Origin of the sequence: Janthinobacterium sp. 75 (genome assembly GCF_004365495.1) — a bacterium.
Lineage (GTDB): Bacteria > Pseudomonadota > Gammaproteobacteria > Burkholderiales > Burkholderiaceae_D > Janthinobacterium.
In genome coordinates this window covers 2,384,492-2,409,738 of sequence record NZ_SORD01000001.1, presented here as the reverse complement: position 1 = coordinate 2,409,738, position 25,247 = coordinate 2,384,492, and the positions used below count along the sequence as shown (strand labels likewise).

The 25,247-nt window shown below is 61.0% G+C and carries 23 protein-coding genes; 10 read left to right on the top strand and 13 right to left on the bottom strand.

Translation table 11 applies throughout. The annotated features are described in order from the left end of the window. Positions 1-14: 14 nt before the first annotated feature. Both mutS and C8C89_RS10970 read left to right on the top strand, forming a co-directional pair. Positions 15-2,705: a DNA mismatch repair protein MutS gene (gene mutS / locus C8C89_RS10975; protein WP_133989886.1), complete on the top strand. Its 2,691-nt coding sequence runs from the start codon at positions 15-17 to the stop codon at positions 2,703-2,705. After that, positions 2,702-3,745 (top strand): hypothetical protein, encoded by a 1,044-nt coding sequence (locus tag C8C89_RS10970; RefSeq protein ID WP_133989884.1) that lies wholly within the window; start codon positions 2,702-2,704, stop codon positions 3,743-3,745. The genes mutS and C8C89_RS10970 overlap by 4 nt, the downstream gene beginning before the upstream one ends. Before the next feature lie 54 nt (positions 3,746-3,799). Here the strand turns inward: C8C89_RS10970 and C8C89_RS10965 are convergent, their stop codons facing one another. After that, on the bottom strand, positions 3,800-4,345 hold the full coding sequence (locus C8C89_RS10965; RefSeq protein WP_133989882.1) for a peptidylprolyl isomerase: 546 nt from the start codon (positions 4,343-4,345) through the stop codon (positions 3,800-3,802). A 93-nt stretch (positions 4,346-4,438) separates the two neighbouring features. On the opposite strand from C8C89_RS10965, the gene C8C89_RS10960 reads away from it, so the two are divergent. After that, positions 4,439-5,560 carry a cupin domain-containing protein gene (locus C8C89_RS10960; protein ID WP_101482312.1) on the top strand — a complete coding sequence of 374 codons (1,122 nt, stop codon included), beginning with the start codon at positions 4,439-4,441 and terminating at the stop codon, positions 5,558-5,560. Positions 5,561-5,913: 353 nt separating this feature from the next. After that, a complete protein-coding gene (locus tag C8C89_RS10955) occupies positions 5,914-6,168 on the top strand; it encodes a hypothetical protein (protein ID WP_096237298.1) in 255 nt (84 codons plus the stop codon). A 291-nt stretch (positions 6,169-6,459) separates the two neighbouring features. Here the strand turns inward: C8C89_RS10955 and bamC are convergent, their stop codons facing one another. From bamC to C8C89_RS10915, 8 genes are all read right to left on the bottom strand, one after another. Continuing rightward, positions 6,460-7,653: an outer membrane protein assembly factor BamC gene (gene bamC / locus C8C89_RS10950; protein WP_101482313.1), complete on the bottom strand. Its 1,194-nt coding sequence runs from the start codon at positions 7,651-7,653 to the stop codon at positions 6,460-6,462. 81 nt (positions 7,654-7,734) lie between these two features. Then, positions 7,735-8,613 (bottom strand): 4-hydroxy-tetrahydrodipicolinate synthase, encoded by an 879-nt coding sequence (gene dapA / locus C8C89_RS10945; protein ID WP_101482314.1) that lies wholly within the window; start codon positions 8,611-8,613, stop codon positions 7,735-7,737. A gap of 84 nt (positions 8,614-8,697) precedes the next feature. Continuing rightward, on the bottom strand, positions 8,698-9,270 hold the full coding sequence (locus C8C89_RS10940; protein ID WP_101484677.1) for a class I SAM-dependent methyltransferase: 573 nt from the start codon (positions 9,268-9,270) through the stop codon (positions 8,698-8,700). A gap of 42 nt (positions 9,271-9,312) precedes the next feature. Then, positions 9,313-9,990, bottom strand: coding sequence for a site-2 protease family protein (locus C8C89_RS10935; protein ID WP_101482315.1), 678 nt, complete (start codon positions 9,988-9,990; stop codon positions 9,313-9,315). A gap of 83 nt (positions 9,991-10,073) precedes the next feature. Further along, the gene (locus C8C89_RS10930; protein ID WP_101482316.1) at positions 10,074-10,697 is read right to left on the bottom strand and encodes an L-threonylcarbamoyladenylate synthase; all 624 of its coding nucleotides are present in this window, start codon (positions 10,695-10,697) and stop codon (positions 10,074-10,076) included. Positions 10,698-10,735: 38 nt separating this feature from the next. After that, entirely contained in the window at positions 10,736-11,620 is an 885-nt protein-coding gene (htpX, locus tag C8C89_RS10925; protein ID WP_035821167.1) for a protease HtpX, read from the bottom strand. Between the two features lie 92 nt (positions 11,621-11,712). Then, positions 11,713-12,546 carry a 3',5'-nucleoside bisphosphate phosphatase gene (locus C8C89_RS10920; protein WP_101482317.1) on the bottom strand — a complete coding sequence of 278 codons (834 nt, stop codon included), beginning with the start codon at positions 12,544-12,546 and terminating at the stop codon, positions 11,713-11,715. Positions 12,547-12,648: 102 nt separating this feature from the next. Then, positions 12,649-13,527: an alpha/beta hydrolase gene (locus C8C89_RS10915; protein WP_133989880.1), complete on the bottom strand. Its 879-nt coding sequence runs from the start codon at positions 13,525-13,527 to the stop codon at positions 12,649-12,651. Between the two features lie 229 nt (positions 13,528-13,756). On the opposite strand from C8C89_RS10915, the gene C8C89_RS10910 reads away from it, so the two are divergent. From C8C89_RS10910 to C8C89_RS10890, 5 genes are all read left to right on the top strand, one after another. Continuing rightward, positions 13,757-14,281 (top strand): gamma carbonic anhydrase family protein, encoded by a 525-nt coding sequence (locus C8C89_RS10910; RefSeq protein ID WP_133989878.1) that lies wholly within the window; start codon positions 13,757-13,759, stop codon positions 14,279-14,281. 4 nt (positions 14,282-14,285) lie between these two features. After that, complete coding sequence (gene hslO, locus C8C89_RS10905; RefSeq protein WP_101482320.1) at positions 14,286-15,266, top strand: Hsp33 family molecular chaperone HslO; 981 nt, start codon at positions 14,286-14,288, stop codon at positions 15,264-15,266. Between the two features lie 161 nt (positions 15,267-15,427). Next, entirely contained in the window at positions 15,428-17,842 is a 2,415-nt protein-coding gene (locus C8C89_RS10900) for a TonB-dependent receptor (RefSeq protein WP_243857969.1), read from the top strand. Next, on the top strand, positions 17,842-18,972 hold the full coding sequence (locus tag C8C89_RS10895) for a glycerophosphodiester phosphodiesterase (RefSeq protein ID WP_133989876.1): 1,131 nt from the start codon (positions 17,842-17,844) through the stop codon (positions 18,970-18,972). Before C8C89_RS10900 ends, C8C89_RS10895 begins: the two co-directional genes overlap by 1 nt. 152 nt (positions 18,973-19,124) lie before the next feature. Beyond that, a complete protein-coding gene (locus C8C89_RS10890; protein WP_133989874.1) occupies positions 19,125-19,403 on the top strand; it encodes a hypothetical protein in 279 nt (92 codons plus the stop codon). 353 nt (positions 19,404-19,756) lie between these two features. Here C8C89_RS10890 and ftsB read toward each other — a convergent pair whose 3' ends face one another. The 3 genes from ftsB to C8C89_RS10875 all read right to left on the bottom strand — a co-directional run bounded on the left by ftsB (position 19,757) and on the right by C8C89_RS10875 (position 23,219). Next, entirely contained in the window at positions 19,757-20,080 is a 324-nt protein-coding gene (ftsB, locus tag C8C89_RS10885; RefSeq protein WP_035821182.1) for a cell division protein FtsB, read from the bottom strand. A gap of 61 nt (positions 20,081-20,141) precedes the next feature. Beyond that, entirely contained in the window at positions 20,142-21,425 is a 1,284-nt protein-coding gene (gene eno / locus C8C89_RS10880; protein WP_034750709.1) for a phosphopyruvate hydratase, read from the bottom strand. A gap of 141 nt (positions 21,426-21,566) precedes the next feature. Continuing rightward, on the bottom strand, positions 21,567-23,219 hold the full coding sequence (locus C8C89_RS10875) for a CTP synthase (RefSeq protein WP_101482323.1): 1,653 nt from the start codon (positions 23,217-23,219) through the stop codon (positions 21,567-21,569). Between the two features lie 245 nt (positions 23,220-23,464). Here C8C89_RS10875 and C8C89_RS10870 point away from each other — a divergent pair, with 245 nt between their 5' ends. Further along, positions 23,465-23,872 carry a PRC-barrel domain-containing protein gene (locus tag C8C89_RS10870; RefSeq protein ID WP_099420585.1) on the top strand — a complete coding sequence of 136 codons (408 nt, stop codon included), beginning with the start codon at positions 23,465-23,467 and terminating at the stop codon, positions 23,870-23,872. Positions 23,873-24,269: 397 nt separating this feature from the next. Here C8C89_RS10870 and C8C89_RS10860 read toward each other — a convergent pair whose 3' ends face one another. After that, entirely contained in the window at positions 24,270-25,181 is a 912-nt protein-coding gene (locus C8C89_RS10860) for a ChaN family lipoprotein (RefSeq protein ID WP_133989873.1), read from the bottom strand. Positions 25,182-25,247 lie beyond the last annotated feature (66 nt).

Genomic DNA, 25,247 nt, shown 5'->3' with positions numbered 1-25,247 from the left:
ACGACAAAGAACACATGACCACCGTCCCCAAAGAAATCAACGCCGCCGCGGCAAAGAAAAATTCGGCTGAAAAGCTCACGCCGATGATGCAACAATATTTAGGCATCAAGGAAAATCACCCGACGATGCTGGTCTTCTACCGCATGGGCGATTTCTACGAGCTGTTTTTCGAGGATGCGGAAAAAGCGTCGCGCCTGCTGGGTATTACCCTGACGGCGCGCGGCGTGGCCAGTGGCAATCCCATCAAGATGTGCGGCGTGCCGTTTCATTCGCTGGACGGTTACCTGGCCAAGCTGGTCAAGCTGGGCGAGTCGGTGGCCATTTGCGAACAGATCGGCGACCCGGCCACCAGCAAGGGTCCCGTCGAGCGCAAGGTCATGCGCGTGGTCACGCCGGGCACCCTGACCGATGCGGACTTGCTGCCAGAAAAGGCCGAGCGCCCGCTGCTGGCCATGTGCAGCATCACGCAACGCAAGACGGTGACGACGGGCCTGGCCTGGCTGTCGCTGGCCAGCGGTGCACTAAAACTGATGGAGTTTTCCGGCGACAGCAGCACCGTGGCCGCGCGCCTGCAGCAGGAACTGGAACGCATCGTGCCGGCTGAAATCCTGAGCGGCGACAATGGCAACCTGTTCGACGACTACGCGGGCACGCACATCAACCGCGTGCCGGACTGGCATTTCGACGTGGTCGGCGGCCACAAGGCCCTGCTCGACCAGCTGGGCGTAGCGACACTCACCGGTTTTGGCGCCGATGGCCTCGGCGCCGCGTTCGGCGCGGCTGGTGCGCTGCTGCGCTATGCGCAGTCGACGCAGGGACGCGGTCTGCAGCACGTGCGCTCCCTGACGACGGAAACGGAAAGCGAATTCATCGGCCTGGACGCGGCCACGCGGCGCAACCTGGAATTGACGGAAACCATCCGCGGCCAGGAATCGCCTACATTATTTTCCCTGCTCGACCATTGCCGCACGGCCATGGGTTCGCGCATGCTGCGCCACTGGCTGCACCATGCGCGGCGCGACCAGAACGTGGCGCGCGCGCGCCATGAAGCGATTGCCGCGCTGGCGCAAAGCGAAGCGGCGGGGCCACTGGCTGCCACCTTGGCGCAAGTGCCCGATATCGAACGCATCACCACGCGCATCGCGCTGCTGTCGGCGCGTCCGCGCGACTTGGCCGCCCTGCGCGACGGTTTATTGCAACTGCCGGCCCTGCGCGGCGACGTCGTGCGCTGCTATGGCCCTGGCCAGGGTGGAGAAACCGGTTTGCTGGCCGCCATCCACGCGGCACTGGCGACACCGACCGCCTGCCTGGACTTGCTGGTGCGCGCCGTGGCGCAGGAACCGGCTGCCATGGTGCGCGACGGCGGCGTGTTTGCCACCGGCTTCGACGCCGAACTGGACGAACTGCGCGCCCTGTCGGAAAACGCGGGCCAGTTCCTGCTCGACCTGGAAACGCGCGAACGGGCGCGCACGGGCATCGCCAACCTGCGCGTCGAATACAACAAGGTGCACGGCTTCTATATTGAAGTTACGCACGGCCAGACGGACAAGGTGCCGGACGACTACCGCCGCCGCCAGACCCTGAAGAACGCCGAACGCTACATCACGCCCGAACTCAAAGTATTCGAAGACAAGGCCCTGTCGGCGCAAGACAAGGCCTTGGTGCGCGAAAAGCTGCTGTACGACCTGCTGCTGGCCGAACTGGCGCCGCACATCGGCACCCTGCAAACGATTTCGCAGGGCCTGGCCCAGCTCGACACCCTGAATGCGCTGACGGAACATGCGCAGCAGCACAACTGGGCCGCGCCGCAACTGGTCGACGAGCCGTGCATCAACATCGTCGAAGGCCGCCACCCCGTGGTGGAAAAGCAGATCGAGCGCTTCATCGCCAACGATTGCCGCCTCGTCAACGAACGCCGGCTGCTGCTGATTACCGGCCCGAACATGGGCGGTAAATCGACCTTCATGCGCCAGGTGGCACTCATTACCCTGCTGGCCTACGTGGGCAGCTACGTGCCGGCCGCTTCCGCCACCATCGGCCCCATCGACCGCATCTTCACGCGTATCGGCGCCACCGACGACCTGGCGGGCGGACGCTCGACCTTCATGGTGGAAATGACGGAATCGGCCGCCATTTTGAACGGCGCCACCGAACACTCGCTGGTGCTGATGGATGAAGTGGGTCGCGGCACCTCGACCTTCGACGGCCTGGCCCTGGCGTGGGCCATCGCGCGCCATCTGATCGACAGCAGCCGCAGTTTCACCCTGTTTGCCACGCACTACTTTGAGCTGACGCAACTGCCGGACAGTCACCCGAGCGCCGCCAACGTGCATTTGTCGGCCGTCGAACACAAGGACAGCATCGTCTTCCTGCACGCCGTGCAAGCCGGTCCCGCCTCGCAAAGCTATGGCTTGCAGGTGGCGCAACTGGCCGGTGTGCCGCAGCCCGTGATCAAGGCGGCGCGCAAGCACCTGGCGCGCCTGGAAGCGCAGGCGCTGGACGCCACGCCGCAGCGCGACCTGTTCGCCGCGCCGGCAGCCGATCCGTATGCGCAAGAGGAAGAAGAGGAAGCCGCGCCACTGGCCGCGCTGAACGCGGCGCAGCAAGCCTTGCTCGACGCCATCGCCGACCTCGATCCCGATGCGCTCACGCCGCGCGACGCGCTGGAACAGTTGTATCAGTTGAAACGGCTGGCCGCCGCATGACCATACGGCGCAGCATCGCCAGCCTGCGCCTGCTGGCTGCCGGCCTGCTGGTCGCCAGCCTGCCATGGCAAGCGGCGCTGGCCGCACCAAGCGAGCAGGCCGGCTTCGAGTTTGCCGTGCTGGGCCATTCCTTCAATGCGGGGCCGGACGATGCCCCCCTGAAAAAAGCCATCGCCGACACCAGCGCCTTCAATGCCTCCTTCGTGGTGGCCACCGGCATCAAGGCCGCCAGCGAATCGTGCAGCGACAAGCTGTACAGCCAGCGCAAGGACGTGCTGGACGCGAGCGGCCCGCCCCTGATCGTCTCGCTGTCTGCCAGCGACTGGGCCAACTGCCGCAATTCGCGCGGCAGGGTCAACGCCATCGAGCGCCTGAACCGCCTGCGCGACGTGTATTTCGCCGACGACCAGAGCCTGGGCCAGCGCAAGCTGACCCTGTCGAGGCTGTCATCGACGGCGAAGTTCCGCAGCTATGCGGAAAATGCCCACTGGGAATACGGCGGCGTGCTGTTCGCCACCATCAACCTGCCCGCGAATAACAACCATTTCCTGCCAGAAGCGGGACGCAACAGCGAATTCGAAGACCGGCTGGTCGCCAACCGCTCCTGGCTGCAGCGCCTGTTCGCCATGGCGCAGCGCAAGCAGCTCGACGGCATCGTGCTGTTTTCCGATGGCGACGTGGGCGTGCTGGACGAAGACGACAATTCGCTGCTACCCAGCTTCAGCTCGAAACAGGATGGCTTTGCCGGACCACGCAAGCAGATCCGCACCCTGGCGAAGAAATTCAGCGGCAAGGTCTTATTGGTCGATACGCAGCGCGATGGCGAAGCGGACGGCAAGGAAGGCAAGAGTAGAAAGGCCGCAGCCAGGACAGGCGGGCCGAAAATCAGCTGGAAAGGCAACCTGGGCCACGTCAGCATCGACAACGACTGGTCCGCCATCGCCGTACGGCCCGGCAAGACGCCCTTCTTTGAGGTACGTCAACGGGCCGTCAGGCCATCGGCGCAAGCAAGAGCCAAGGCGTCGACCGTGCGCCGTTAATAACAGAGGCACAAACGAACAGGCCGGCATGTAGCCGGCCTGGAACAAGCGGTATTAATGAATCGGATGCGTGCGGAAGTGGTCGCCCTCGTCGCCTTCATCTTCATCATCGCCATGGTCATGGCCGTGTGCGCCATGCACGTGGCCATGGGCGATTTCTTCGTCGGTGGCTTCGCGCACGTCAGCGACGGTCAGCGAGAAGCGCAGCGCGATGCCGGCCAGTGGATGGTTGCCGTCCAGCACGACTTTGTCGTCGGCGATATCGGTCACCGTGAAGATCATCGCTTCTTCGTCCGGCGAATCGCTTTCCGGCATGCCTTCGAACTGCATGCCCACTTCCAGCGGCTCAGGCAGGCGATTGCGTGGCTCGACCTTGACCAGGGCTGGATCGTATTCACCGAAAGCATCATCCGGTTCGATCTGGATCGTGTTGGAATAGCCAACTTCCTTGCCGTCGAGCTCTTCTTCGATCTTCGGCAGGGTGTTTTCATAATCACCGTGCAGGTAGACCATAGGCTGGCGGCCGTCTTCGATCAGATTGTCTTGCGCGTCTGACAGTTTGTAGTTGACAGTCACGACCGTATTTTTGGCAATCTTCATTATGCTTCCTTTCATTGTATAAGCTGGCAAATTATACCTTCACGCCGCCAACGGCAGGCGCATTCCTGCATTTCCGGTTGTTATAATGGGCGCATGAAAAAATTAACTCTCCTCGGCGATATCACGCCGGCGCAATTCCTGCGCGACTACTGGCATAAAAAGCCCTTGTTGATCCGTCAAGCCGTGCCTGGCTTCAAGGCACTGTTCGATTTCAAGGCCCTGGCCGAGCTGGCCACCCTGGACCACGTCGAATCGCGCCTGGTCAGCCATGCGGATGGCCACTGGAACATGCAGCAAGGTCCGTTGACCAGCCTGCCATCGCTGAAACAGAAGGAATGGACGCTGCTGGTGCAGGGCGCCAACCTGCACAGCGCCAAGGCCGACGCCCTGCTGCGCCAGTTCCGCTTCCTGCCGGACGCGCGCCTGGATGACCTGATGGTCAGCTTCGCCACCGATGGCGGCGGCGTGGGCCCGCATTTCGATTCCTACGACGTGTTCCTGCTGCAAGGCCAGGGCAAGCGCCACTGGCGTATCGGCGCGCAGAAGGACCTGAGCCTGATCGACGGCTTGCCGCTGAAAATCCTCAGCAACTTCACGCCTGACGAAGAATTCACCCTGGAACCGGGCGACATGCTGTACCTGCCGCCCCACTACGCGCACGACGGCGTGGCCATCGGCGACTGCCAGACGTATTCGATCGGCTTCCGCTCGCCAACCTTCCAGGAACTGGGCGAAGCTTTCCTGCAATTCATGGCCGACTCGATCGACTTGCCGGGCATCTACAGCGATCCCGACTTGAAAGCGTCGGGCAAACCGGCGGAAATCCCCCGTGAAATGCTCAGCACCATCACGGAAGAAATGAACAAGGTACGCTTCACGGAAGAAGACGTGACCATTTTCCTGGGCGAACACCTGTCGGAACCGAAGCACAATGTGTTTTTCACGCCGCTGTCCAAGCCGCTGACTGTAGGCCGCTTCGCGGACGCCGCACAGAAAAAGGGCGTCGTGTTGTCGCGCAAGACGCTGATGCTGTATCGTGGCAAGAATGTCTTCATCAATGGTGAATCGTTTGCCATAGGCAAGGCCGACAAAGCGGCCCTGGAAACCCTGGCCAACGAACGCGCGCTCGATGGCACCGCCGTGGCCCAGGCTTCCGATGATGTGATGGATGCGCTATATACCTGGTATCAGGATGGCTGGATCGAACTGGCCTGAATGATGGTGGCGTAGCAAAGTGGTATGGCACGAGCAGAAATGACAGCATCTGCGCTAGCGCAATGAAACATATTATTTTTATATCGTTTTGTCGTGCTTTCGCAAATCGCTTACACTTGCTTGCAATTTGCTTCGGCAAATATTGCGATATCACAAAATAGTTGCGAATTTGCCTCTTGCTCCTATTGCGACGCACCAAAAATCGCTATAATATTCGGTTAGGAAGTTTCCGTTGTCTGGCAGGCACCACCTGGTACGAAAAGCCTTCGAAGACGACCTAACGAGCGATAATTACCGGTAATTATTCATCGCAACAATATTGATTTATTTTTTGAAATAATTAAGGAAAACAAATGAAAAAATCCCTGCTGATCGCCTCCCTGATGGTTGTTGCTCTGGCTGCTTGCAGCAAAAAAGAAGAAGCTCCTGCACCAGCACCAGTAGTTGAAACCCCAGCAGCTGCACCAGTAGTTGAAGCTGCTCCAGCTGCTGCTGCTGACGCTGCTGCTTCGGCCGCTACCGACGCTGCTGCTGCTGCTTCGGCTGCCGCTTCGGCCGCTACCGACGCTGCTTCGGCTGCTTCGGCTGCTGCATCGGCTGCTAAGTAATTTAGCACCCAGCACTAGAGAAAGCCGGCCTTAGGGCCGGCTTTTTTATTGGGTAAACGCCCAAGCAAACCTGCTGCGCGCCGCGCTTTGCGCGCCTGCAATGCTCACCGGCTCGGCGCCCCCGTACTACAGGACGGTTGCGCTATTTAGCCGCACATCACTGGCGCTCGCTACGGTTTTGTCGGGCGTTGCCGCATTCAGGTGCATGCGTAATAAAAAAGGCTGGCCCCGTTTCCCGGGCCAGCCTTTTTAATGCGCGGCAGGTTTTACGACCTGCCGCTATCACCCTGCTTATTTCAACTGATCGTTCAGCAGACCCAGGATCTTCTCGGCCACTGGCGAGACGTCCGGCTGGCCTTCGTTGCTGAGGATGCTGACCAAGCTGGTCGAGCCGTTGCCGGCCTTGACCAGGACGCGGTAGCGCTGCGCTTCCTTGTCCTTGTCGGACGACGAGCCCCAGCTGAAAAGTTTCGAGAAGAAACCATCTTTCTTGACCACATCCGGATCGACGTAACGCACGAAATACGTGCCTTGCGTGCGGTCGCGGTCTTCCACGGTGAAGCCAACGCGGTCCAGCGCCAGGCCAACACGGCGCCAGGCGCGGTCGAAACCTTCATCGACTTCGATTGCGCGCGCCGGCGTGGCGGCGTCGCCCACCAGCTTGGCGTGCAGCGGCTGCACAATGGCGGCATCCACGGCTGTCTTCGCCTGCGCTTCGTCGCCGGCCGCGCCCAGGCGCGTCATCAGCTTGGCCAGGAATTGCGCTTCCAGGCCCGGATCGTTGGGACGCGCGGTCCAGGTGGTGGTTTCCTTGTCGCGACCCGTGACGACCTCTTCTACGCCACGGTGGCTGATGTAGATCTCGGTCGAGCCATCGGCCAGGCGTTCCACGCGGGTACGGAACTTGTCTTTTTCACCCGTCGAGTACAGCGAATCGAAGGCCTTGCCAATGGTGCTGCGGATAAAGTCCTGCGGCACTTTGGCGCGGTTTTCATTCCATTCAGTTTCCATGATGCCAGCCGTCGGCTGGTCGATGGCGACGGTAAAGCCCGAATCTTCCCAGAACTGCTTGAGTTGCGGCCACAGCACTTCAGGCGACTGCTTGACGACCAGCCAGCGCTGGTTGCCCGCGCGCTCGACCTTCACGCCACCGGCCGTGACAGGCACGACGCCCACCACGCCGTCGGCGCCCACGACGACAGGCGTACCTGCCGTGGCGTTGCGCTGCGCGTTGTAGCCGGAAGCCGTGGCCACGCCGTTCTTCGCATCCGGCAGGGAGTAGCGGTTGTCCTGCTGCAATTGCGTCAGGTCAGGCGGCACGTCCAGAGTGCTGGCTTTCTTGACCGACTTGTAGTCGACCTTGTCGCCGCCGACTACCGAACTGATCATGCCGCAGCCCGCGAGGCTGGCTGCGATGGCGCCGATGACGATGCCGCGGACGGCGATGGTGGCAGGCGCCGATTGGTTTTTCTTGCAATTAGTCATGTCGTAACTGGATAAGAAGCTAAGTAGCAGCTGGAATCAGGGAAGGTCCGGACTGGTCAAGTCCGGGCTTGAGGTTCGGCCTTAAGACAGGATGCCGGCGTCGCGCAAGGCATCGCGCACGGTAGCATGGCAATTTTCAGCCAGTGGCACCAGTGGCAAGCGTATGCCAGCCGGCATCAGGCCCATTTCGGCCATCGCCCATTTGACGGGCACCGGGTTGGGCTCGACAAACAATTTCTGGTGCAGAGGAAAAACTTTGTTATTGATGGCGATCGCCGTGGCGCGATCACCCGCCATGGCCGCAACGCACAGTTCGTGCATGGCGCGCGGCGCCACGTTGGCTGTCACGGAGATGTTGCCGTGGCCGCCGCAGAACATCAGCGCCATGGCCGTCGGATCATCGCCCGAGTACACGGCGAAACCGGCTGGCACGAGGCGCAGCAGGTCGATGCCACGGCCGATGTTGCCGGTCGCATCTTTCACGCCGACGATATTCGGGATGGCGGACAGGCGCACGATCGTTTCGTTGCTCATGTCGGCAACCGTGCGGCCTGGCACGTTGTACAGGATGACGGGAATATCGACGGCTTCGGCGATGGCCTTGAAGTGCTGGTACATGCCTTCCTGAGTAGGACGGTTGTAGTACGGCACCACTTGCAAGACAGCATCGGCGCCCGCTTCTTTCGCATAGCGCGTCAGTTTGATGGCCTCGGCCGTGGAGTTGCCTCCGGCACCGGCGATGATAGGAATGCGTCCCTTGGCATGTTCGACGGTCAACTGGATCAGTTCGCAGTGTTCTTCCACGCTGACTGTTGCCGATTCGCCCGTCGTGCCAACGATGACGATGCCGTCCGTCCCCTCGGCGATATGCCAGTCGATCAGCTTGCGCAGACCTGGAAAGTCCAGACTGCCGTCTGCGTGCATCGGGGTGACGATTGCTACAATGCTGCCCTTGATCATAGTAAGTTTATAGCGCCGATAAATAAAACAACGATTGTAGCGGATAGCCCGCGCCTGTGGTGCATTCTGACATAGTATGGCCGCTCAAAACGTCGGCAGCAAGGCTGCCAACCGTGGAAAATCCGGCCGGACGGCACAAATTCGTTGCACCAAAGCAGCTTTTGGCTGTTCCACGCGCCCATCCTCGTACGCTACCACACGCAAGCCGTGCTGCACCGCCCAACTCAGCATTTCGCCTTCCTTCAGCAGGAATTTCGGATTCGACGGCTTGCCGAACTGCTCGTTACCTTCGGCGAAAGTTTCAACCAGCAGCACGCCATCGGGCGCCAGGCTGGCCACCATCGCTTCGAGCAAAGGCCGGTGCAGATAATTGGTGACGACGATGCCGGCAAAGCGGCCGGGCGCGAAGGGCCACACGGCGCCCTGCGCCTCCAGGTCCACCAGCGAGGTGGTGATGCCCGTGCCGGCCGCCTTTTCCAGCATTTCCGGATCGTGGTCGAGCGCGATGACGGGATGGCCAAGGCTGACCAGGTGGCGCGCATGGCGGCCCGCGCCGCAGGCCAGGTCCAGCACTTCGCCGCCCGGGATCAGGGGCGCCCAGCGGCGTACCCAGCCAGAAATCGCTTCAGTTTCTATTGTTGGTTCAGTTACTTGCATCGGTACTTCCATCAATTATTTGCGACCATTCAGTTGCTTGTTTCAAGTCAATATGGCCGTCAGGGGCGTGACCAGGGTGACAAAAATGCCAATCACAAATTCGATCGCCGTCAGCAGGGCGCGGTTCAGGATGCCCGTGTACATCAGCAGCACCAGGGCGCCGAACACGTACAGGCCGTAGCGCTCGATGCTGGCGTAAGGACGCGCCAGCTGCATCGGCAGCAAGCCCGTCATGATGCGTCCACCATCGAGGGGCGGCACGGGAATCAGGTTAAAGACAAACATGGCCGCATTCACGCTGACGCCGGCGCCGGCCATCTTGCGGAAAAACATGCCCATCTCCGTCGGCGGCATCACGCTGAGGACGACAAAGGCGATCATCCAGCCCAAGCCCATGACGAAATTGGCGCCAGGACCGGCAAACGCCACCCAGGCCATCTGCTTCTTCGGATTACGCAGGCGGCTGAAATCGACAGGCACCGGCTTGGCATAGCCAAACGGTACCTGGATCGTGAAATACAGTATCAAGGGCAGCAATATCGTGCCGAAAGGATCGATATGCCGGATGGGATTGAGGCTCAGCCGGCCCTCGTTCGAGGCCGTGGGATCGCCGAAATAGCGGGCGGCGTAGCCGTGCGCCGCCTCATGCAGGGAAATGGCAAACAGCACCGGCACCAGGTACACCGCAACGGTCTGGACTATCGTATTGAAATCGCTCATGACCGCGATTCTACCAGAGGCGTCCCAGGCACTTTCTTATGTTGCCATTAAAGATAGGTAAATCGAGCGCCCTGCGCCAGCCGCTACAAGCCCAGCACGGCCGGGTCGCCCCGTCCCACGCGCACCACTTCCGGCTCCGGCCCCGTCAGGTCGATCACGGTACTGGGGCCATGCGCGCAAACGCCGCCATCGACGATCAGGTCGACCAGCTTTTCCAGCCGTTCGCGGATCGTGTCGGCATCCGTCAGGCTGTCTTCGTCGCCAGGCAGGGTCAGGGTCGCACCCAGCAGGGGCTGGCCCAGTTCTTCCAGCAGGCTTTGCACGATGCGGTGCTGCGGCACGCGCAGGCCGATGGTCTTGCGCGAAGGATGGCTGAGGCGACGCGGCACTTCCTTGGTCGCCTCCAGGATGAAGGTATAGGCGCCCGGCGTGCCCGCCTTGAGCAGGCGGAACTGGCGGTTGTCCACGCGGGCATACAAGCCCAGTTCGCTCAAATCGCGGCACAGCAGGGTCAGGTGATGCTTTTCATCCACGCCGCGGATGCGGCGCAGGCGCTCGACGGCGCCCTTGTCGTCGAGCTGGCACACCAGCGCGTAGCAGGAATCCGTAGGCAAGGCCACGACGCCGCCGGACTGGATGATCTGCGCCGCCTGCTTGATCAGGCGCAATTGCGGATTTTCAGGGTGAATATGGAAAAATTGACTCATGTGTAAGCGTTCTGGCGAACCAGCTTGTTAAGTTAGCATTATTGTACGCCGCGCAGCGCGGCGATGCGTTGTTCGAGGGGTGGATGGGTGGCGAACAGCGCGCCCCAGCCGCCATTGCCGCCGCTGATGCCCAGCGCCTGCATCGATTGGGGCAGTTCGCCCGGCGGCACGCCGCCCAGGCGGGCCAGCGCATGCATCATCGGCGTCGGGCTGCCCAGCAGCTTGGCGGAACCGGCATCGGCGCGAAATTCGCGCTGGCGCGAAAACCAGGCCACGATGATGGAAGCGAGCAAGCCGAAGATGACTTCGCACACCATGACGGTGACGAAATAGCCGATGCCCCGTCCACCGCCTTCGCGGTTGTTATTTTTCAGCAGCACATTGTCGACAAAGAAACCCACAACGCGCGCCATGAAGACGACAAAGGTATTGACCACGCCCTGGATCAGGGTGAGCGTCACCATGTCGCCATTGGCGACGTGGGCGATTTCATGGCCCAGCACGGCCTCGACTTCATCGCGGTTCATGCTTTGCAGCAAGCCGGTGGAAACGGCCACCAGCGCCGAGTTTTTGAAGGCGCCCGTGGCAAACGCATTCGCGTCGCCTTCGTACACGGCCACTTCCGGCATGCCGATGCCGGCCCGTTCGGACAAGGCGCGTACGGTATTGACCAGCCACAACTCGGTCGACGAGGTCGGATTGTCGATCACGCGCGCGCCCGTGCTCCACTTGGCCATGGGTTTGCTGATCAACAGCGAAAAGATCGAGCCCGTGAAGCCCACCACCAGCGAAAACACCAGCAGGCTGCCCAGGTTCAGGGTACTGCCCCGCGCCGGATTGCCCACGCCCAGCAAGCTGAGGACGAGCGACAGCACCAGCATCACGGCCAGGTTGGTTGCGATAAAGAGGACGATACGTTTCATGGGCGATGGCTCCGAAAAACAATAATAACTAAAAGATAAGTATGCGGTCGCGACTTTTCAAGCCCGCCCAGCAGGCGCAGGCCGGCCGTGCCTTAAAACCAGTCGTGCCAGATGGGTGTCACGTTGGCAGGCAGCGGCGGCAGCTTGGCAAAATCCACGCGCGACTCGCCCGGCGCATGGAAATCCGTGCCGCGCGAGGCGAGGAATCCATAAGCGTTGGCCAGCTGCGCGTATTCGGGATACTGGTCCGGACTGTGGCTGCCCGTGACGACTTCGATGGCCACGCCGCCGAGCTGCTTGAATTCATCGAACAGCACGCCTTGCGCCATGTCGCTGAAGCGGTAGCGGCCCGGATGGGCGATGACGGCCACGCCGCCCGCGCCGCGTATCCAGCCCACCGCTTCGGCCAGGGTCGCCCAGCGGTGCTCGACATAGCCCGGCTTGCCTTCCGACAGGTATTTCTTGAATACGTCAGGGATGTTTGCGCACTTCCCCGTTTCCACGATGTAGCGGGCAAAGTGCGTGCGCGACATCAGATCCGGGTTGCCGACAAATTTCAAGGCCCCTTCATAGGCATCGGGGATGCCGGCCAGATCCAGCTGGCGAGCGATCTCCCGGCCCCGCGCGTCGCGCCCGGACCGTGTCTGGTGCAAGCCCTGTACGAGACCTGGATTGTTTTCATCGACTTGCAAGCCCACGATGTGCACGGTCTGGCCGGCCCAGGTGATGGATATTTCCACGCCGGCCACGAAACGCATGCCCAGGTCCAGCGCGGCCGTACGCGCGGCGGCGACGCCGGACACTTCATCGTGGTCCGTCAGCGCCCACACATCGACGCCGGCCTTGCGTGCGTAGGCGGCCACGGCAGCGGGCGCGAGCACGCCGTCGGAAATATTCGAATGACAATGCAGGTCGACTTTAAGCATACGAAAACAATACCCTGCACGGGCTCAGCATGAAAGAAGTTTTCATTGTACGCTGCTTGCCCGATATGGAAGTCGCGTTAGCGACACAGTTGCGCCAGCGCATTATTGCGCAAGGAAGGTTTCCACCAGGCGCGCCAGCTCCGCCGGCTGGTCATGGTGCAGCATGTGGCCCGCGTCCAGCATCATCTCGCAGCGCACATCCTTGATGCAGGCCAGACGCCGGTCGATTTCGATGCGCGCCTCTTCCTTCGGCCCCATCCACTGCCACATATTTGTGTCAATCGCCTCCACCCACAGCACGGGCGCCTTGATGCGGCGCCAGCAAGCCATCACTTCTTCCACCTGGTACAGGATGGGATTGACGCGCTTGTGTTGCGGGTCGCCCATGATGTCCCACTCGCCCGCCTCGTTCTGCGCCGACCAGTGCTCGGCCAGGAAGGCGGCGCGGTCATCCGGCAGGCGCGGATTGGTCTTTTGCAGGCGCTCGGCCACCGCGCGCTGCGAGGGATAACTGCGCATGACGGGCGGCTCGCGCAATTCGTCCAGCCACTTGGCGTAGCGGCCAGGGGCTTGCTCTGGCTTCGTCGCCATCATGCCAAAGCCTTCCAGGTTGATGAAACGGCTGATGCGCTCGGGCCGCACGCCAGCATACAGGCCGGCCACATTGGCGCCCATGCTGTGACCGAGCAGGTTCACGGGTGCATCCGGCGAATAGTGCAGCAGCATGGCGTCCAGGTCGGCCAGGTAGTCGGGGAACCAGTAGGTGTCCGATTGCGTGTAGTCGCTCACGCCAAAGCCGCGCCAGTCGGGCGCGATCACGTGCCAGTCACCAGCTAACTCGTCGACGACGAACTGGAACGAGGCGGCCACGTCCATCCAGCCGTGCACCATGAACAGGATGGGAGCGCCTTCGCGGCCCCAATGGCGTACATGCGTGCGGGCGCCGCGGATGTTGATGAATTCGGAACGGGAAAGTTTCATGGGTTTCATCTCATTGCCTGCCTTGAAAGTGGCGCGGATGGCGCCACATGCTGTGTCTGTAGATAGTGCGGCATAAAAGTACGACCGTTCGATAATTATACCGGATTAGCGCACGGCGCCAGGACTTGCCCTGCAACAGCGTAAAATAGCGTACATAGTAGCTAAGCAAGTAAGTAAAACTCTCGCGTCCGGCCCAGCCCGGCGCTTCCACCACCGCCACAGGCTAACGATGACACTCTACCAATTGGGCGCCGATGCGCCACAGATTGACGCTTCCGCTTTTGTAGCCGACACGGCCAACGTGATCGGCAAGGTGACCCTGGAAGCGAACACCTCCGTATGGTTCGGCGCCACCATCCGCGGCGACAATGAACGCATCACCGTGGGCGCCAACAGCAATGTGCAGGAAGGCGCCGTACTGCACACGGACCCGGGCTACCCGCTGGACATCGGCCAGAATGTGACCATCGGCCACCAGGCGATGTTACATGGATGCACGATTGGCGATGGTGCCCTGATCGGCATCCAGGCCGTGATCCTGAATGGCGCGAAGATCGGCAAAGGGTGCCTGGTCGGCGCAGGCGCCCTGGTCACGGAAGGCAAGGAATTTCCCGACAATATGCTGATCATCGGCTCACCGGCAAAAGCCGTGCGGGCCCTGACGGCAGACGATATCACCAAGCTACAAGGCAACGCCGTGAACTATGTGCAGCGCGGCCAGCTATTTAATACGCAACTCAAGAAGATTGGATAAGAGAATGACGACTGAAACCACGGGCGCGGTCAGCGCAGCCGTTAGCGGCCAGGATACCCTGCAAAAATTTATTTTCGACAACGCCGCCGTGCGCGGCCAGTTCATCGACGTCTCCCACACCTGGCAGGAAGTGGTATCGCGCCACGCCTACCCGACTGCCGTGAAAAAAGTGCTGGGCGAAATGGTGGCTGCCGCCGCCCTGCTGTCGGCCAACCTGAAATTCAACGGCTCCATCATCATGCAAATTCATGGTGACGGTCCCGTGCGCCTGATGGTGGTCGAGTGCGATTCCGACCTGCGCCTGCGCGCCACGGCCAAGCTGGACCCGGACGCCACCATTGCCGAGGTCGCCACCGTGCCGCAATTGCTCAACGCCACGGGCAAGGGCCGCTTCATCATCACCCTGGACCCGGCCGACAAGGTGCCGGGCCAGCAACCGTACCAGGGCATCGTGCCGCTGGACGGCGATGACATGGCCACCGTGATCGAAAACTACATGTTGCGTTCGGAGCAGCTCGACACGCGTTTGTGGCTGGCCACGGACGACAGCGTTTCGCGCGGCCTGCTGCTGCAAAAGCTGCCCCACCATGGCGGCAAGGCCGAAGCGACGCCCGTCTCGGAAGAAGATGCCCTGGACACGTGGCACCGCGCCGTGATGCTGGCGTCGACCCTGAAAGAGGAAGAAATCCTGGCCACCGACATCGATACACTGATGCAACGCTTGTTTTGGGAAGAAACGATCCGCGTCTTCGACCCGCTGCACCCGAGCTTCCATTGCAGCTGCACGCGCGAAAAAGTGGGCAATATGCTCAAGATGCTGGGCGAGGAAGAAGTCAACAGCACCCTGGACGAAGTGGGTCAGGTGGGTGTGAACTGCGATTTCTGCGGCCAGCACTACGAATTCGACAAGGTCGATTGCGCGCAGCTGTTCATCACGGATGCGCCGGCCGAAGTCTTGATTCCTCCGGCAGCGAGCATTAACTAAGCTCAAGCAAGCATTACAGTTTCGCCATCATCCTTCCGCGCCGCCTTTCAGGCGGCGCAATTGTTTCCACTGTCATCGTTCCGTCATCAGTTCGTCATCAGCCCGTCACGCGCCGCCGTTACGCTGCGCAGCTTGTATTACTTTCCACTTTCCACAGGCTGATGATGAATACCCACTTGACGCTGGCCCTGCGCCGCCATTCCTTCCATGTTTTGCTGGGCGCGTGCGCCGCAGGCCTCTCCCTGCCAGCGCTGGCCCAAACGGCCGCGGCCGCGGCCGTGGCGTCCGCCGCCGCCGACATGGCCGCTGCAACGGCTGCTGCAGCCGACGACAATACCCCCATGACCACCGTGGAGATTTCCTCGCGCAAGACGCGCTCCTCCGTGGCCTTGAGCAAGAATGAAATCCAGAAAATCCTGCCAGGCACGAATCCCCTGAAAGCCCTGCAAACCTTGCCTGGCGTCAGCTTCCAGACGGCCGACCCATGGGGCAACAACGAGCAAAACCTGTCGCTGTTCGTGCATGGTTTCTCCGGCCAGCAACTCGGCTACACCATGGATGGCGTACCGCTGGGCGACCAGCAGTACGGCAACTACAACGGCCTGTCGCCGCAGCGCGCCGTCATCAGCGAAAACGTGCGCAGCGTCGTGCTGTCGTCGGGCGCAGGCGACCTGGCCACGGCCTCGACCAGCAACCTGGGTGGCACCATCGAAACCTATTCCAGCGACCCGCTGGCCACGCAGGGTGCCAGCGTGCAGCAAACGGTGGGCAGCCACAGCACTTCGCGCACGTTTGCCCGCTACGACACGGGCGCCTTTGGCGACGGCAGCAGCGCCTACTTTTCCATCCTGCACCACGAAGCACGGGCCTGGGACTTCGATGCGCGCCAGGGCGGCGATCAGTTCAATGCCAAATACGTCAACCGCAGCGACGCGGGCAAGCTGACCCTGTTCTTCAATTACTCGGACAAGATCGAGCCGAACGAAGACAGCACCGTGCACGTGGCCGGGGAGAAGAGCGCGCCGTACACGCGCCCCTTCCTGTACCCGGACTTCAAGGCGGCCCTGAATTATTTGTCGCCGACGGGCGCCACGCCTGCTGCCGACGGCAACAATTACCGCAATTACTACAGCGATGCGCAGCGCACCGATTACCTGGCCTACGCCAAGTTCGACGCCAACCTGGGCGAAGGCACGACCTGGGCGAACCAGGTGTATTACCACAAGGATGACGGTGCGGGCGTAGTGGCCGGTCCCATCGGCGTGGCCGGCTTGCCTGGCCTGTTCAGCGTGTACTACCCGAAACAGAACCTGAAACAGGTGTTCGGCAACTCGGGCTACGCCGTGCGCACCACGGAATACGACATCAAGCGGGGCGGCTTCATTTCCACGCTGCGCAAGGAAATCGGCGAGCATCAATTGGAAGCGGGCCTGTGGCTGGAGCAGAACCGCTCGTCCGCCTACCGCCGCTGGTATGCGCTGGACGTCAACAATCCCACTTCGCCGTATGACCGCCCCAGCAATCCTTTGATCACGCAGTACGGCAGCGAGATCGACAACAAGGTGGTGCAGCTGCACTTGCAGGATGAGTGGCGCATCCGTCCCGATATCGCCCTGCAGGCCGGCTTCAAGTCCAGCCTGCAGTTTGCCGATGGCCAATTTCCCGTGCAGCCGGCCCTGGGCGCCATTTCCGGTGGCTCGACGGCCTTGCCGGTCGGCACCATCAACACGAAAAAATGGTTCTTGCCGCAAGTGGGCGCGCGCTGGGACTTCACGCCGCAAGACCAGCTCTACTTCAATATCCAGAAAAACATGCGCCAGTTCGTCACCTATGGCGGCGGCGGCGCTTCGCCATGGAGCTTGTCGAGCCAGGCCGCCTTCGACCTGTTCAAGCGCGACGCCAAGCCGGAAACGGCCCTCACCTATGAAGTGGGCGTGCGCGGCAGCCATGCCCTGAACCTGGGTGCCATCACGGCCATCGATGGCCAGGTCAATGTGTACCACGTCGATTTCAGCAACCGTTTGCTGCAGATCAGCCCGACGCCCGTGATTTCCTCCATCATCGGTGGCAACCCCGTGCTGGCCAACGTGGGCAGCGTGCGTACGGACGGCATCGACATCGCTGGAACCGTGCACTTTGGCAACAATTTTTCGTTCTACAATGCCCTGTCGTACAACCGTTCGCAATACGCGGACAATTACAGCAATGGCGCCGCGCTGGTATTGACGGCCGGCAAGAACGTACCCGGTTCGCCGGAATGGCTGAACAAGTTCGTGGCCTCGGCCACCTTTGGCGATATCGAAGTGCAACTGACGGGTGACTATGTGGGCAAGCGCTACGCGACATACACCAATGATTTGTCCGTGCCCAGCTATTTCCTGATGGGACTGGGCGTGTCGGGCAAGCTGCCGGCCATGGCCAGCTGGCTGAAAAACGCCCGCTGGCGCTTGAACGTCAGCAACCTGGCCAACCGCGAAGGTTCGCTGAACGTGGTGGTGGGTGCGGCCGACAAGACCTACAACACCTTCCCCATCGCCCCGCGCCAGGGCTTTTTGACCCTGACGGCGGACTTCTGATGCGCGAGCCTATCCTCCCGCATCGGCACTTTTCCCGCCGCAACTTCGTCCAGGCGGCCGTGGGCGGCCTGGCCCTGGCCGCCGCGCCCGGCTTTGCCGCCGGCCTGCTGGCCACGCCCCCCAGCCGCCCACTGGTGTTCGCCCACCGGGGCGCCAGCGCCCTGCGCCCCGAGCATACGCTGGCTTCGTACGCCAAAGCCATCCTCGACGGCGCCGACTATGTCGAGCCGGACCTGGTGGCCACGCGCGACGGCATCCTCGTGGCGCGTCACGAAAGCAATCTGATCGACACCACCGACGTGGCGCGCCGTCCTGAATTTGCCAGCCGGCGCGGCAAGAAGATGGTCGATGGCGAATGGCACGAGGGCTGGTTCGTCGACGACTTCACGCTGGCGGAACTGAAAACACTGCGCGCCATCGAACGGTTGCCGAAAGTTCGCACCGGCAACACCTTGTACGATGGACAATTTCAGATTCCCACCTGGGAAGAAATCATCGATTTTGTTGCAGCGCAATCTGCCGCCAGCGGACGCATCATCGGCCTCGTGCCGGAGCTGAAAAGTTCGACGTATTTCCGCGATGCGGGCCTGGCGCTGGAAGACCGTTTCCTCTCGACGATGCTGGCGCACGAATACACGCGCCGCGCGCCCATCGAGATCCAGTCCTTCGAAGTGGCGAATCTGAAATATTTGCGCGAGAAGCTGGGACGGCGCGCCAACGTGCGCCTGATGCAACTGGTGGTGGGCGGCGATGTGCGCCCGATGGACGTGGTCAAAGCCGGTGGCAAGCTGACCTTCGGCCAGATGACGACGCCGGCCGGCCTGCGCGACATCGCCGCCTACGCGGACGTGGTGGCGCCGCCCACGCGGGGCGTCATCGCGCTGGGCGCCGACCAGCGCCTGGCCGCGCCCACGACCATCGTCGACGATGCGCACCAGGCAGGCTTGCTGTTGCACACCTGGACCTTCCGCCCGGAAAACCGTTTCCTGGCAGCCGATTTCCGCGATGGCAATGGCGAAAATGCGCGTAATGAAGCGGGTTCCGTGGCGGAAATGCGGCGCTATATCGAAACGGGACTGGACGGCTTTTTCAGTGATGATCCGGGCCTGGGACGCATCGCCGCCGGATAAACATTTCGTAACAAATTCATTTACAGGGCGTGGCCGGCGGCGACGCCCTTATTATGCGTTTCTTGAATTACTGAAATTGGAATTTGAAATTAGACATATATCGCGAACTCCATTATTGTGCAATGCAACAACAGACCATTCATGGAGGGCATATGTCCACTTTTACCAACACCTACAGCAACGACGACAACTATTTCAGCAACCTGGGCCGCGCCACGCGCGCCTTCCTGGGCGCCCTGCTCGCTTCCAAGCCGTACAGCGAACTGGCACAGAAGGAAGTCATCGCCACGACCACCGGCCATACCGAAGAACAGCGCTATGTGCGCCCAAGCAAGCGCGACATCGCCCTGCTGAACTCGGAAGCGGCCCGTTACGAAAACCTGATGCCGAACTTGGCCTCGGAACTGCGCTTCCTGGCTTCGCGCGGCTAAAAAACGTTCATGGCGGCGTTGCCTGCGCCTTGCGGTACGTTCGTACTGCCTGCCGCTTGGCGCCTTGCCCTGGACGTTTTTTAAGCTATTCAGGCACTACTAATTTAAAAGGAACTTTTATGATATTTCTCGAAACCGCACTGATCGCCGTGGCCGTCGTGGTCACCGGCATCCATTTCTACCTGATCTCGACCGGCAAAGCCCGTTTCTGATCAGCAAGCAGCAAGGCAAAAGCAGCACGCCGCGCCATGCGGCCAGTCGTGTGCAGCAGTACAGAGTAGTAATACAAGGTAGTAATGATATGTCAGCCTGGCAATCGGTCCAGGCTGGCAAGTGGGAAAGTCAGTACACCCTTAGTGTGGCGCAGCAGCGTCCACCGGCGTTTCCAGCAGTGGCGGGGTTTGTCCCTTGCGCACGATCTGCACGAAAATCTCATTCTGTTTGACCATGCCCAACTCATAGCGGGCACGCTCTTCGACGGCGCCCGTGCCATCTTTCAGGTCGCGCACTTCGGATTCGAGCTTGGCGTTTCGCGCCTTCAATTCCATGTTCTTCTTGTTGGCCACCGCCACTTGGGCTTCCATGTCGGCAACACGCAGCCAGCCGCCTTTACCCAGCCAGAGGGGAAATTGGATCAGCAGCAGCAGGGCTGCCAGGGCGAGCGTAATCAGGCGCATGGGACATTCAGTTAAAAAACCGGCCGGATATCTCCGGCCGGCCAGTGGGTTTTACATCAGCTTACTTCAGATTATAGAACGCATCGCGGCCAGGGTAGCTGGCGATGTCGCCCAGGTCCTCTTCGATACGCAGCAGCTGGTTGTACTTGGCCATGCGGTCCGAACGCGACATCGAGCCGGTCTTGATCTGCAGGGCGTTCGTGGCCACGGCGATATCGGCGATGGTCGAGTCTTCCGTTTCGCCCGAGCGGTGCGAAATGACGGCCGTGTAGCCGGCGCGCTTGGCCATTTCGATGGCGGCGAAGGTTTCCGTCAGGGTGCCGATCTGGTTGATCTTGATCAGGATCGAGTTGGCGATACCTTTCGAGATGCCTTCTTTCAGGATCTTGGTGTTGGTGACATACAGGTCGTCGCCGACCAGTTGCACTTTCTTGCCCAATTCCGCCGTCAGGATCGCCCAGCCGTCCCAGTCGCCTTCGTGCATCGCGTCTTCGATCGAGATGATCGGGTACTTGTCGCACCAGGTTGCCAGCAGGTTGGTGAACTCGGTGGCTGTCAGGCTCAGGCCTTCGCCTTCCATCTCGTACTTGCCGTTCTTGTAGAACTCGGACGCGGCGCAATCAAGACCGATGGCGATCTGCGTACCTGGCTCGTAGCCCGCTTCCTCGATGGCCTGGATGATCAGCTTGATGGCTTCTTCATGATTGGCCAGCGATGGCGCGAAACCGCCTTCGTCGCCCACGTTGGTGTTCAGACCCTTCTTGTGCAGGATCTTTTTCAGCGTGTGGAACACTTCCGCGCCGTAGCGGACGGCTTCCTTGAACGACGGGGCGCCCACGGGAATGATCATGAATTCCTGGATGTCCAGGTTGTTGTCGGCATGCGCACCGCCGTTGATCACGTTCATCATCGGCACTGGCATCTGCATGGCGCCCGAACCGCCGAAATAGCGGTACAGCGGCAAGCCGGCTTCTTCGGCGGCAGCCTTGGCAACGGCCATGGAGACGGCCAGGATGGCGTTGGCGCCCAGGCGCGATTTGTTTTCCGTGCCGTCCAGGTCGATCAGGGTACGGTCCAGGAAAGCCTGTTCATTGGCGTCCAGGCCCATGATGGCTTCGGAGATTTCGGTGTTGATGTTTTCGCATGCTTGCAACACGCCTTTGCCGAAGTAGCGCTTGGCATCGCCATCGCGCAATTCCACGGCTTCACGCGAACCGGTCGAGGCACCCGACGGCACGGCCGCACGGCCCATCACGCCCGATTCCAGCAACACATCGCATTCGACGGTCGGATTGCCGCGCGAGTCCAGGATCTCGCGACCGATAATATCAACAATAGCACTCATGTCATTCTCCAAAGTTAAGCGTAACAGGGGCTGCACACTGCGTACTGATGCGCAATTGCACAAAGGGGGCAAAGAAACTCCCGGCGGGAACCATCTGGCCGGGAGCTGTCTTACGGGTAATACTGTCGCAATCGACCCGCGTTATTCCGCAGCGGCGTTGGCTTCCTTGTGCGCCAACGCTGCCTTGATGAACGAGGTAAACAAGGGATGGCCGGTGCGTGGCGTCGACTTGAACTCAGGATGGTATTGCACGCCCATATACCATGGGTGGGCATTGTCGCCCGTACGTGGCAATTCCATGATTTCGCACAAATCTTCGCTCGGCGTGCGGGCCGACACGATCATGCCAGCCGCTTCGACACGGGCCAGGTAGTGATTATTGGCTTCGTAGCGATGGCGGTGACGCTCGGTCACCACGCTGCCGTAGATCTCGGCAGCGAGGGTGCCCGGATTGACGGCACAGGTCTGCGCGCCCAGGCGCATGGTACCGCCCAGGTCCGAGTTTTCATCGCGCAACTCGACTTTACCATCGTGGTTTTGCCACTCATTGATCAGTGCAACGACAGGTTGATCCGTATCAAGGTCGAACTCGGTCGAATTCGCGTTCGGCATGCCAGCCTTGTTGCGCGCGTATTCGATCAGGGCCACTTGCATGCCCAGGCAGATGCCCAGGTAAGGGATCTTGTGCTCACGGGCGAACTGAGCCGCCTTGATCTTGCCTTCCACGCCGCGCTTGCCGAAGCCGCCCGGTACCAGGATGGCATCGTACTTGGCCAGGTTGTCGCAACCCGTCGTTTCGATTTCTTCCGAATCGATGTACTCGATGTTGACGCGGCTTTCCGTGTGGATGCCGGCGTGGCGCAGCGCTTCGATCAGCGACTTGTACGACTCGGTCAGCTCGACATACTTGCCGACCATGCCGACGGTCACTTCCGCCTTCGGGTGTTCCATCGTATAGATCAGCTTGCTCCAGATCGACAGGTCGGCCGGCGCAGGATCGAGGTCCAGCGCGTCGCAGATGATCTTGTCGAGGCCCTGGTCGTGCAGCATCTGCGGCACTTTGTAGATGGTGTCGACGTCCCACACGGAGATGACGGCCTGCTCTTCGATATTCGAGAACAGCGAGATTTTTGCACGCTCGTCTTCCGGGATGGCGCGGTCGGCGCGGCACAGCAATGCGTTTGGCATGATGCCGATTTCACGCAGCTTTTGCACCGAATGCTGGGTCGGCTTGGTCTTCAATTCACCGGCCGAGGCGATATAAGGCACCAGGGTCAGATGGACGAAGGCCGTGTTCTTGCGGCCGGCGCGCAGGCTCAGCTGACGCGCCGCTTCCAGGAATGGCAGCGATTCGATATCGCCGACGGTGCCGCCGATTTCGCACAGGGCCACGTCGTAGCCTTCGGCGCCACGGCGGATGTAATCCTGGATTTCATTGGTGATGTGCGGAATCACCTGCACGGTCTTGCCCAGATATTCGCCCCGGCGTTCCTTGCGGATCACCGATTCATAGATCTGGCCAGTGGTGAAGTTATTCACCTTTTTCATGCGGGTGGAGATGAAGCGCTCGTAGTGACCGAGGTCGAGGTCGGTTTCGGCCCCGTCATCGGTGACGAATACTTCACCGTGTTGCATAGGGCTCATCGTGCCAGGATCGACGTTGATATACGGGTCGAGCTTGAGCATGGTGACTTTAAGGCCGCGCGATTCGAGGATCGCGGCGAGGGAGGCGGCGGCAATCCCTTTTCCAAGGGAAGACACAACGCCACCAGTGACGAAGACAAATTTGGTCATTGCAGATGGTGCCGAACGGCACGTGCGGGAAATTGAAATTATACACTAAAGCCCGCCTGCGGCGCTCCCCACGCGTGGAAATTTGCGCCAAATGCCGACTATCGCCCCGCTCCTGCGGTCTACGCACCACAAAATTACCCAATGGCAATAATTGAAATATTTCCAACTCCATACTTTGTGTGGGAGAGCGAACAGACCCTGCCGCGCTCCGGCCGCAAACTGGGATTTTTCAACGGAGGTACATCATGAGCTACGAAGAACGCGACGCCTACGGCATGTATGTCAACCGCGGCCACAAAGGCCCCGGCCCTGAACTGATGGGCGCCGACACCCTGATCGGCGACCATGTGCACAACGCCAAGGATGAACACCTGGGCGAAATCAAGGAAATCATGATCGACATGCGCAGCGGCAAGATCGCCTATGCTGTCATGTCGCACGGCGGCGTCTTCACCATCGGCGAAAAGCTGTTCGCCGTGCCCTGGGAAGCGCTGCTGCTCGACACCGTCAACAAGCGCTTCACCCTCAACGTCGACAAGGAACGCATCGAAAACGCGCCCGGCTTCGACACGGATAACTGGCCGAACATGGCCGATACCACGTGGGCCAATTCCATCCATAGTTACTACGGAACGACACCACGCGAGTATTAAACGCTGGCCTAATTTGGGGTCAGACCCGCCGGGTCTGACCCCAGCGTTAAATTAGAACCGGTACTCCAGCCCCGCCACATACGTCCTTCCCCGCGCCGTACTCATCGGCGTATTGTCGTTCGACTGCGACGGCATCGAATTCAGACGGTTCAGCGCTTCCAAATAATTCTTGTTTATGGCGTTTTGCACCGACAGGCGCAAGATACGTGCTGGGCAGCTCACTGATGTCGCACGCGCCAAACCACGCGCTGGCGATCGCGGTAGGCTGGCTGGTCTTTTCGCGCGTGTACGACAGGCGCGCATGCGCATGCAAAAAATCGGACGAACTACCTGGCTGTTATGGCGGAGCTTGCTGGGGGAGAGTGCCGGACAGTACGCCCGACGGAAATACAAGGAATTATTTGGCACTGGCGATGGCGGCAGTTGCCACTGCCGGCGTGAACCACACAAAGTCCGCCTGGGACGCCAGCACCGTGGCGCCGCGCTGCGCCAGCACCAGCACGAGCGGCGCGGGGCCGCCCGTCAAGTCCTGCACGTGCAGCGGCACGCCCAGGTCCTTGTGCGCATGGTAGGCGCCGGCGATCAGCACGGCTGGCGCGGGCGCGGCCAGCAGGCGCTCGGCCATGCGGCGGTCGCGCTGCTGCTGCACCGACAACATGGCAGCCAGGCGCGGTGCGTCAATCTGGTTGTCATGCATGACGCGGATGATGTCTTTCAGTTTGTCATGCACCTTGCCATCGTTGGCCAGGTTGGAGTGCTTGCCCTGCACGGCCGGCCGGTCGACAAACAGTTGCTTGATTTCGCTGCGGTCCAGGTTGGCCGACCAGACGGGATACGGCGCACGCATCACCGTCATCACCAGCTCGCCATATTGCTCCCATTTCCAGCTCGGTTGCCAGGCCAGCATCTCGGTCACGTGTTCGGGACGCACGACCGGGTCCGTCTGCAGCCACGGCTTGAGCTTGTCCACCCTGGCTTGCTGGTCCGGGTTCAGCATTTCCAGCAGCACGCTGCCTTGCGGACGCTGGCCCTGCAATTGCTGCACCAGCCATTGCTCGATCTGGTGATGGCTGAGCTGGTCATGCTGTTCGCCGATGATGAGCCGTGGAGCGGCGGCCAGCTGGGACAGCAATTGTTCGGCGCTCAGGCGCTGGCCGCTGCGCAGGTCGACGATCTCCCCCACCTGGCGCACGTCTTGCGCAGAAGCGGACGCGGCTGTCGTGTTGGCCAACGGTGCGACGCTGCTACAGGCGCTCAGCGCCAGCACGCAGGCGGGCAGGACAGCGGCGAGGGACAGGGGGAATTTCATGGCATGGCCTTTCGGGTTGAAGCTCGCATTGCAAAATAACTACTGGCGGACATTTTAATAGAAATG

What these genes read in the sequence shown, in the direction of transcription:
- mutS (WP_133989886.1), top strand. Translation starts at nt 15, where the DNA reads ATGACCACCGTCCCCAAAGAAATCAACGCCGCCGCGGCAAAGAAAAAT.
- C8C89_RS10970 (WP_133989884.1), top strand. Translation starts at nt 2,702, where the DNA reads ATGACCATACGGCGCAGCATCGCCAGCCTGCGCCTGCTGGCTGCCGGC.
- C8C89_RS10965 (WP_133989882.1), bottom strand. Translation starts at nt 4,345, where the DNA reads ATGAAGATTGCCAAAAATACGGTCGTGACTGTCAACTACAAACTGTCA.
- C8C89_RS10960 (WP_101482312.1), top strand. Translation starts at nt 4,439, where the DNA reads ATGAAAAAATTAACTCTCCTCGGCGATATCACGCCGGCGCAATTCCTG.
- C8C89_RS10955 (WP_096237298.1), top strand. Translation starts at nt 5,914, where the DNA reads ATGAAAAAATCCCTGCTGATCGCCTCCCTGATGGTTGTTGCTCTGGCT.
- bamC (WP_101482313.1), bottom strand. Translation starts at nt 7,653, where the DNA reads ATGACTAATTGCAAGAAAAACCAATCGGCGCCTGCCACCATCGCCGTC.
- dapA (WP_101482314.1), bottom strand. Translation starts at nt 8,613, where the DNA reads ATGATCAAGGGCAGCATTGTAGCAATCGTCACCCCGATGCACGCAGAC.
- C8C89_RS10940 (WP_101484677.1), bottom strand. Translation starts at nt 9,270, where the DNA reads ATGCAAGTAACTGAACCAACAATAGAAACTGAAGCGATTTCTGGCTGG.
- C8C89_RS10935 (WP_101482315.1), bottom strand. Translation starts at nt 9,990, where the DNA reads ATGAGCGATTTCAATACGATAGTCCAGACCGTTGCGGTGTACCTGGTG.
- C8C89_RS10930 (WP_101482316.1), bottom strand. Translation starts at nt 10,697, where the DNA reads ATGAGTCAATTTTTCCATATTCACCCTGAAAATCCGCAATTGCGCCTG.
- htpX (WP_035821167.1), bottom strand. Translation starts at nt 11,620, where the DNA reads ATGAAACGTATCGTCCTCTTTATCGCAACCAACCTGGCCGTGATGCTG.
- C8C89_RS10920 (WP_101482317.1), bottom strand. Translation starts at nt 12,546, where the DNA reads ATGCTTAAAGTCGACCTGCATTGTCATTCGAATATTTCCGACGGCGTG.
- C8C89_RS10915 (WP_133989880.1), bottom strand. Translation starts at nt 13,527, where the DNA reads ATGAAACTTTCCCGTTCCGAATTCATCAACATCCGCGGCGCCCGCACG.
- C8C89_RS10910 (WP_133989878.1), top strand. Translation starts at nt 13,757, where the DNA reads ATGACACTCTACCAATTGGGCGCCGATGCGCCACAGATTGACGCTTCC.
- hslO (WP_101482320.1), top strand. Translation starts at nt 14,286, where the DNA reads ATGACGACTGAAACCACGGGCGCGGTCAGCGCAGCCGTTAGCGGCCAG.
- C8C89_RS10900 (WP_243857969.1), top strand. Translation starts at nt 15,428, where the DNA reads ATGATGAATACCCACTTGACGCTGGCCCTGCGCCGCCATTCCTTCCAT.
- C8C89_RS10895 (WP_133989876.1), top strand. Translation starts at nt 17,842, where the DNA reads ATGCGCGAGCCTATCCTCCCGCATCGGCACTTTTCCCGCCGCAACTTC.
- C8C89_RS10890 (WP_133989874.1), top strand. Translation starts at nt 19,125, where the DNA reads ATGTCCACTTTTACCAACACCTACAGCAACGACGACAACTATTTCAGC.
- ftsB (WP_035821182.1), bottom strand. Translation starts at nt 20,080, where the DNA reads ATGCGCCTGATTACGCTCGCCCTGGCAGCCCTGCTGCTGCTGATCCAA.
- eno (WP_034750709.1), bottom strand. Translation starts at nt 21,425, where the DNA reads ATGAGTGCTATTGTTGATATTATCGGTCGCGAGATCCTGGACTCGCGC.
- C8C89_RS10875 (WP_101482323.1), bottom strand. Translation starts at nt 23,219, where the DNA reads ATGACCAAATTTGTCTTCGTCACTGGTGGCGTTGTGTCTTCCCTTGGA.
- C8C89_RS10870 (WP_099420585.1), top strand. Translation starts at nt 23,465, where the DNA reads ATGAGCTACGAAGAACGCGACGCCTACGGCATGTATGTCAACCGCGGC.
- C8C89_RS10860 (WP_133989873.1), bottom strand. Translation starts at nt 25,181, where the DNA reads ATGAAATTCCCCCTGTCCCTCGCCGCTGTCCTGCCCGCCTGCGTGCTG.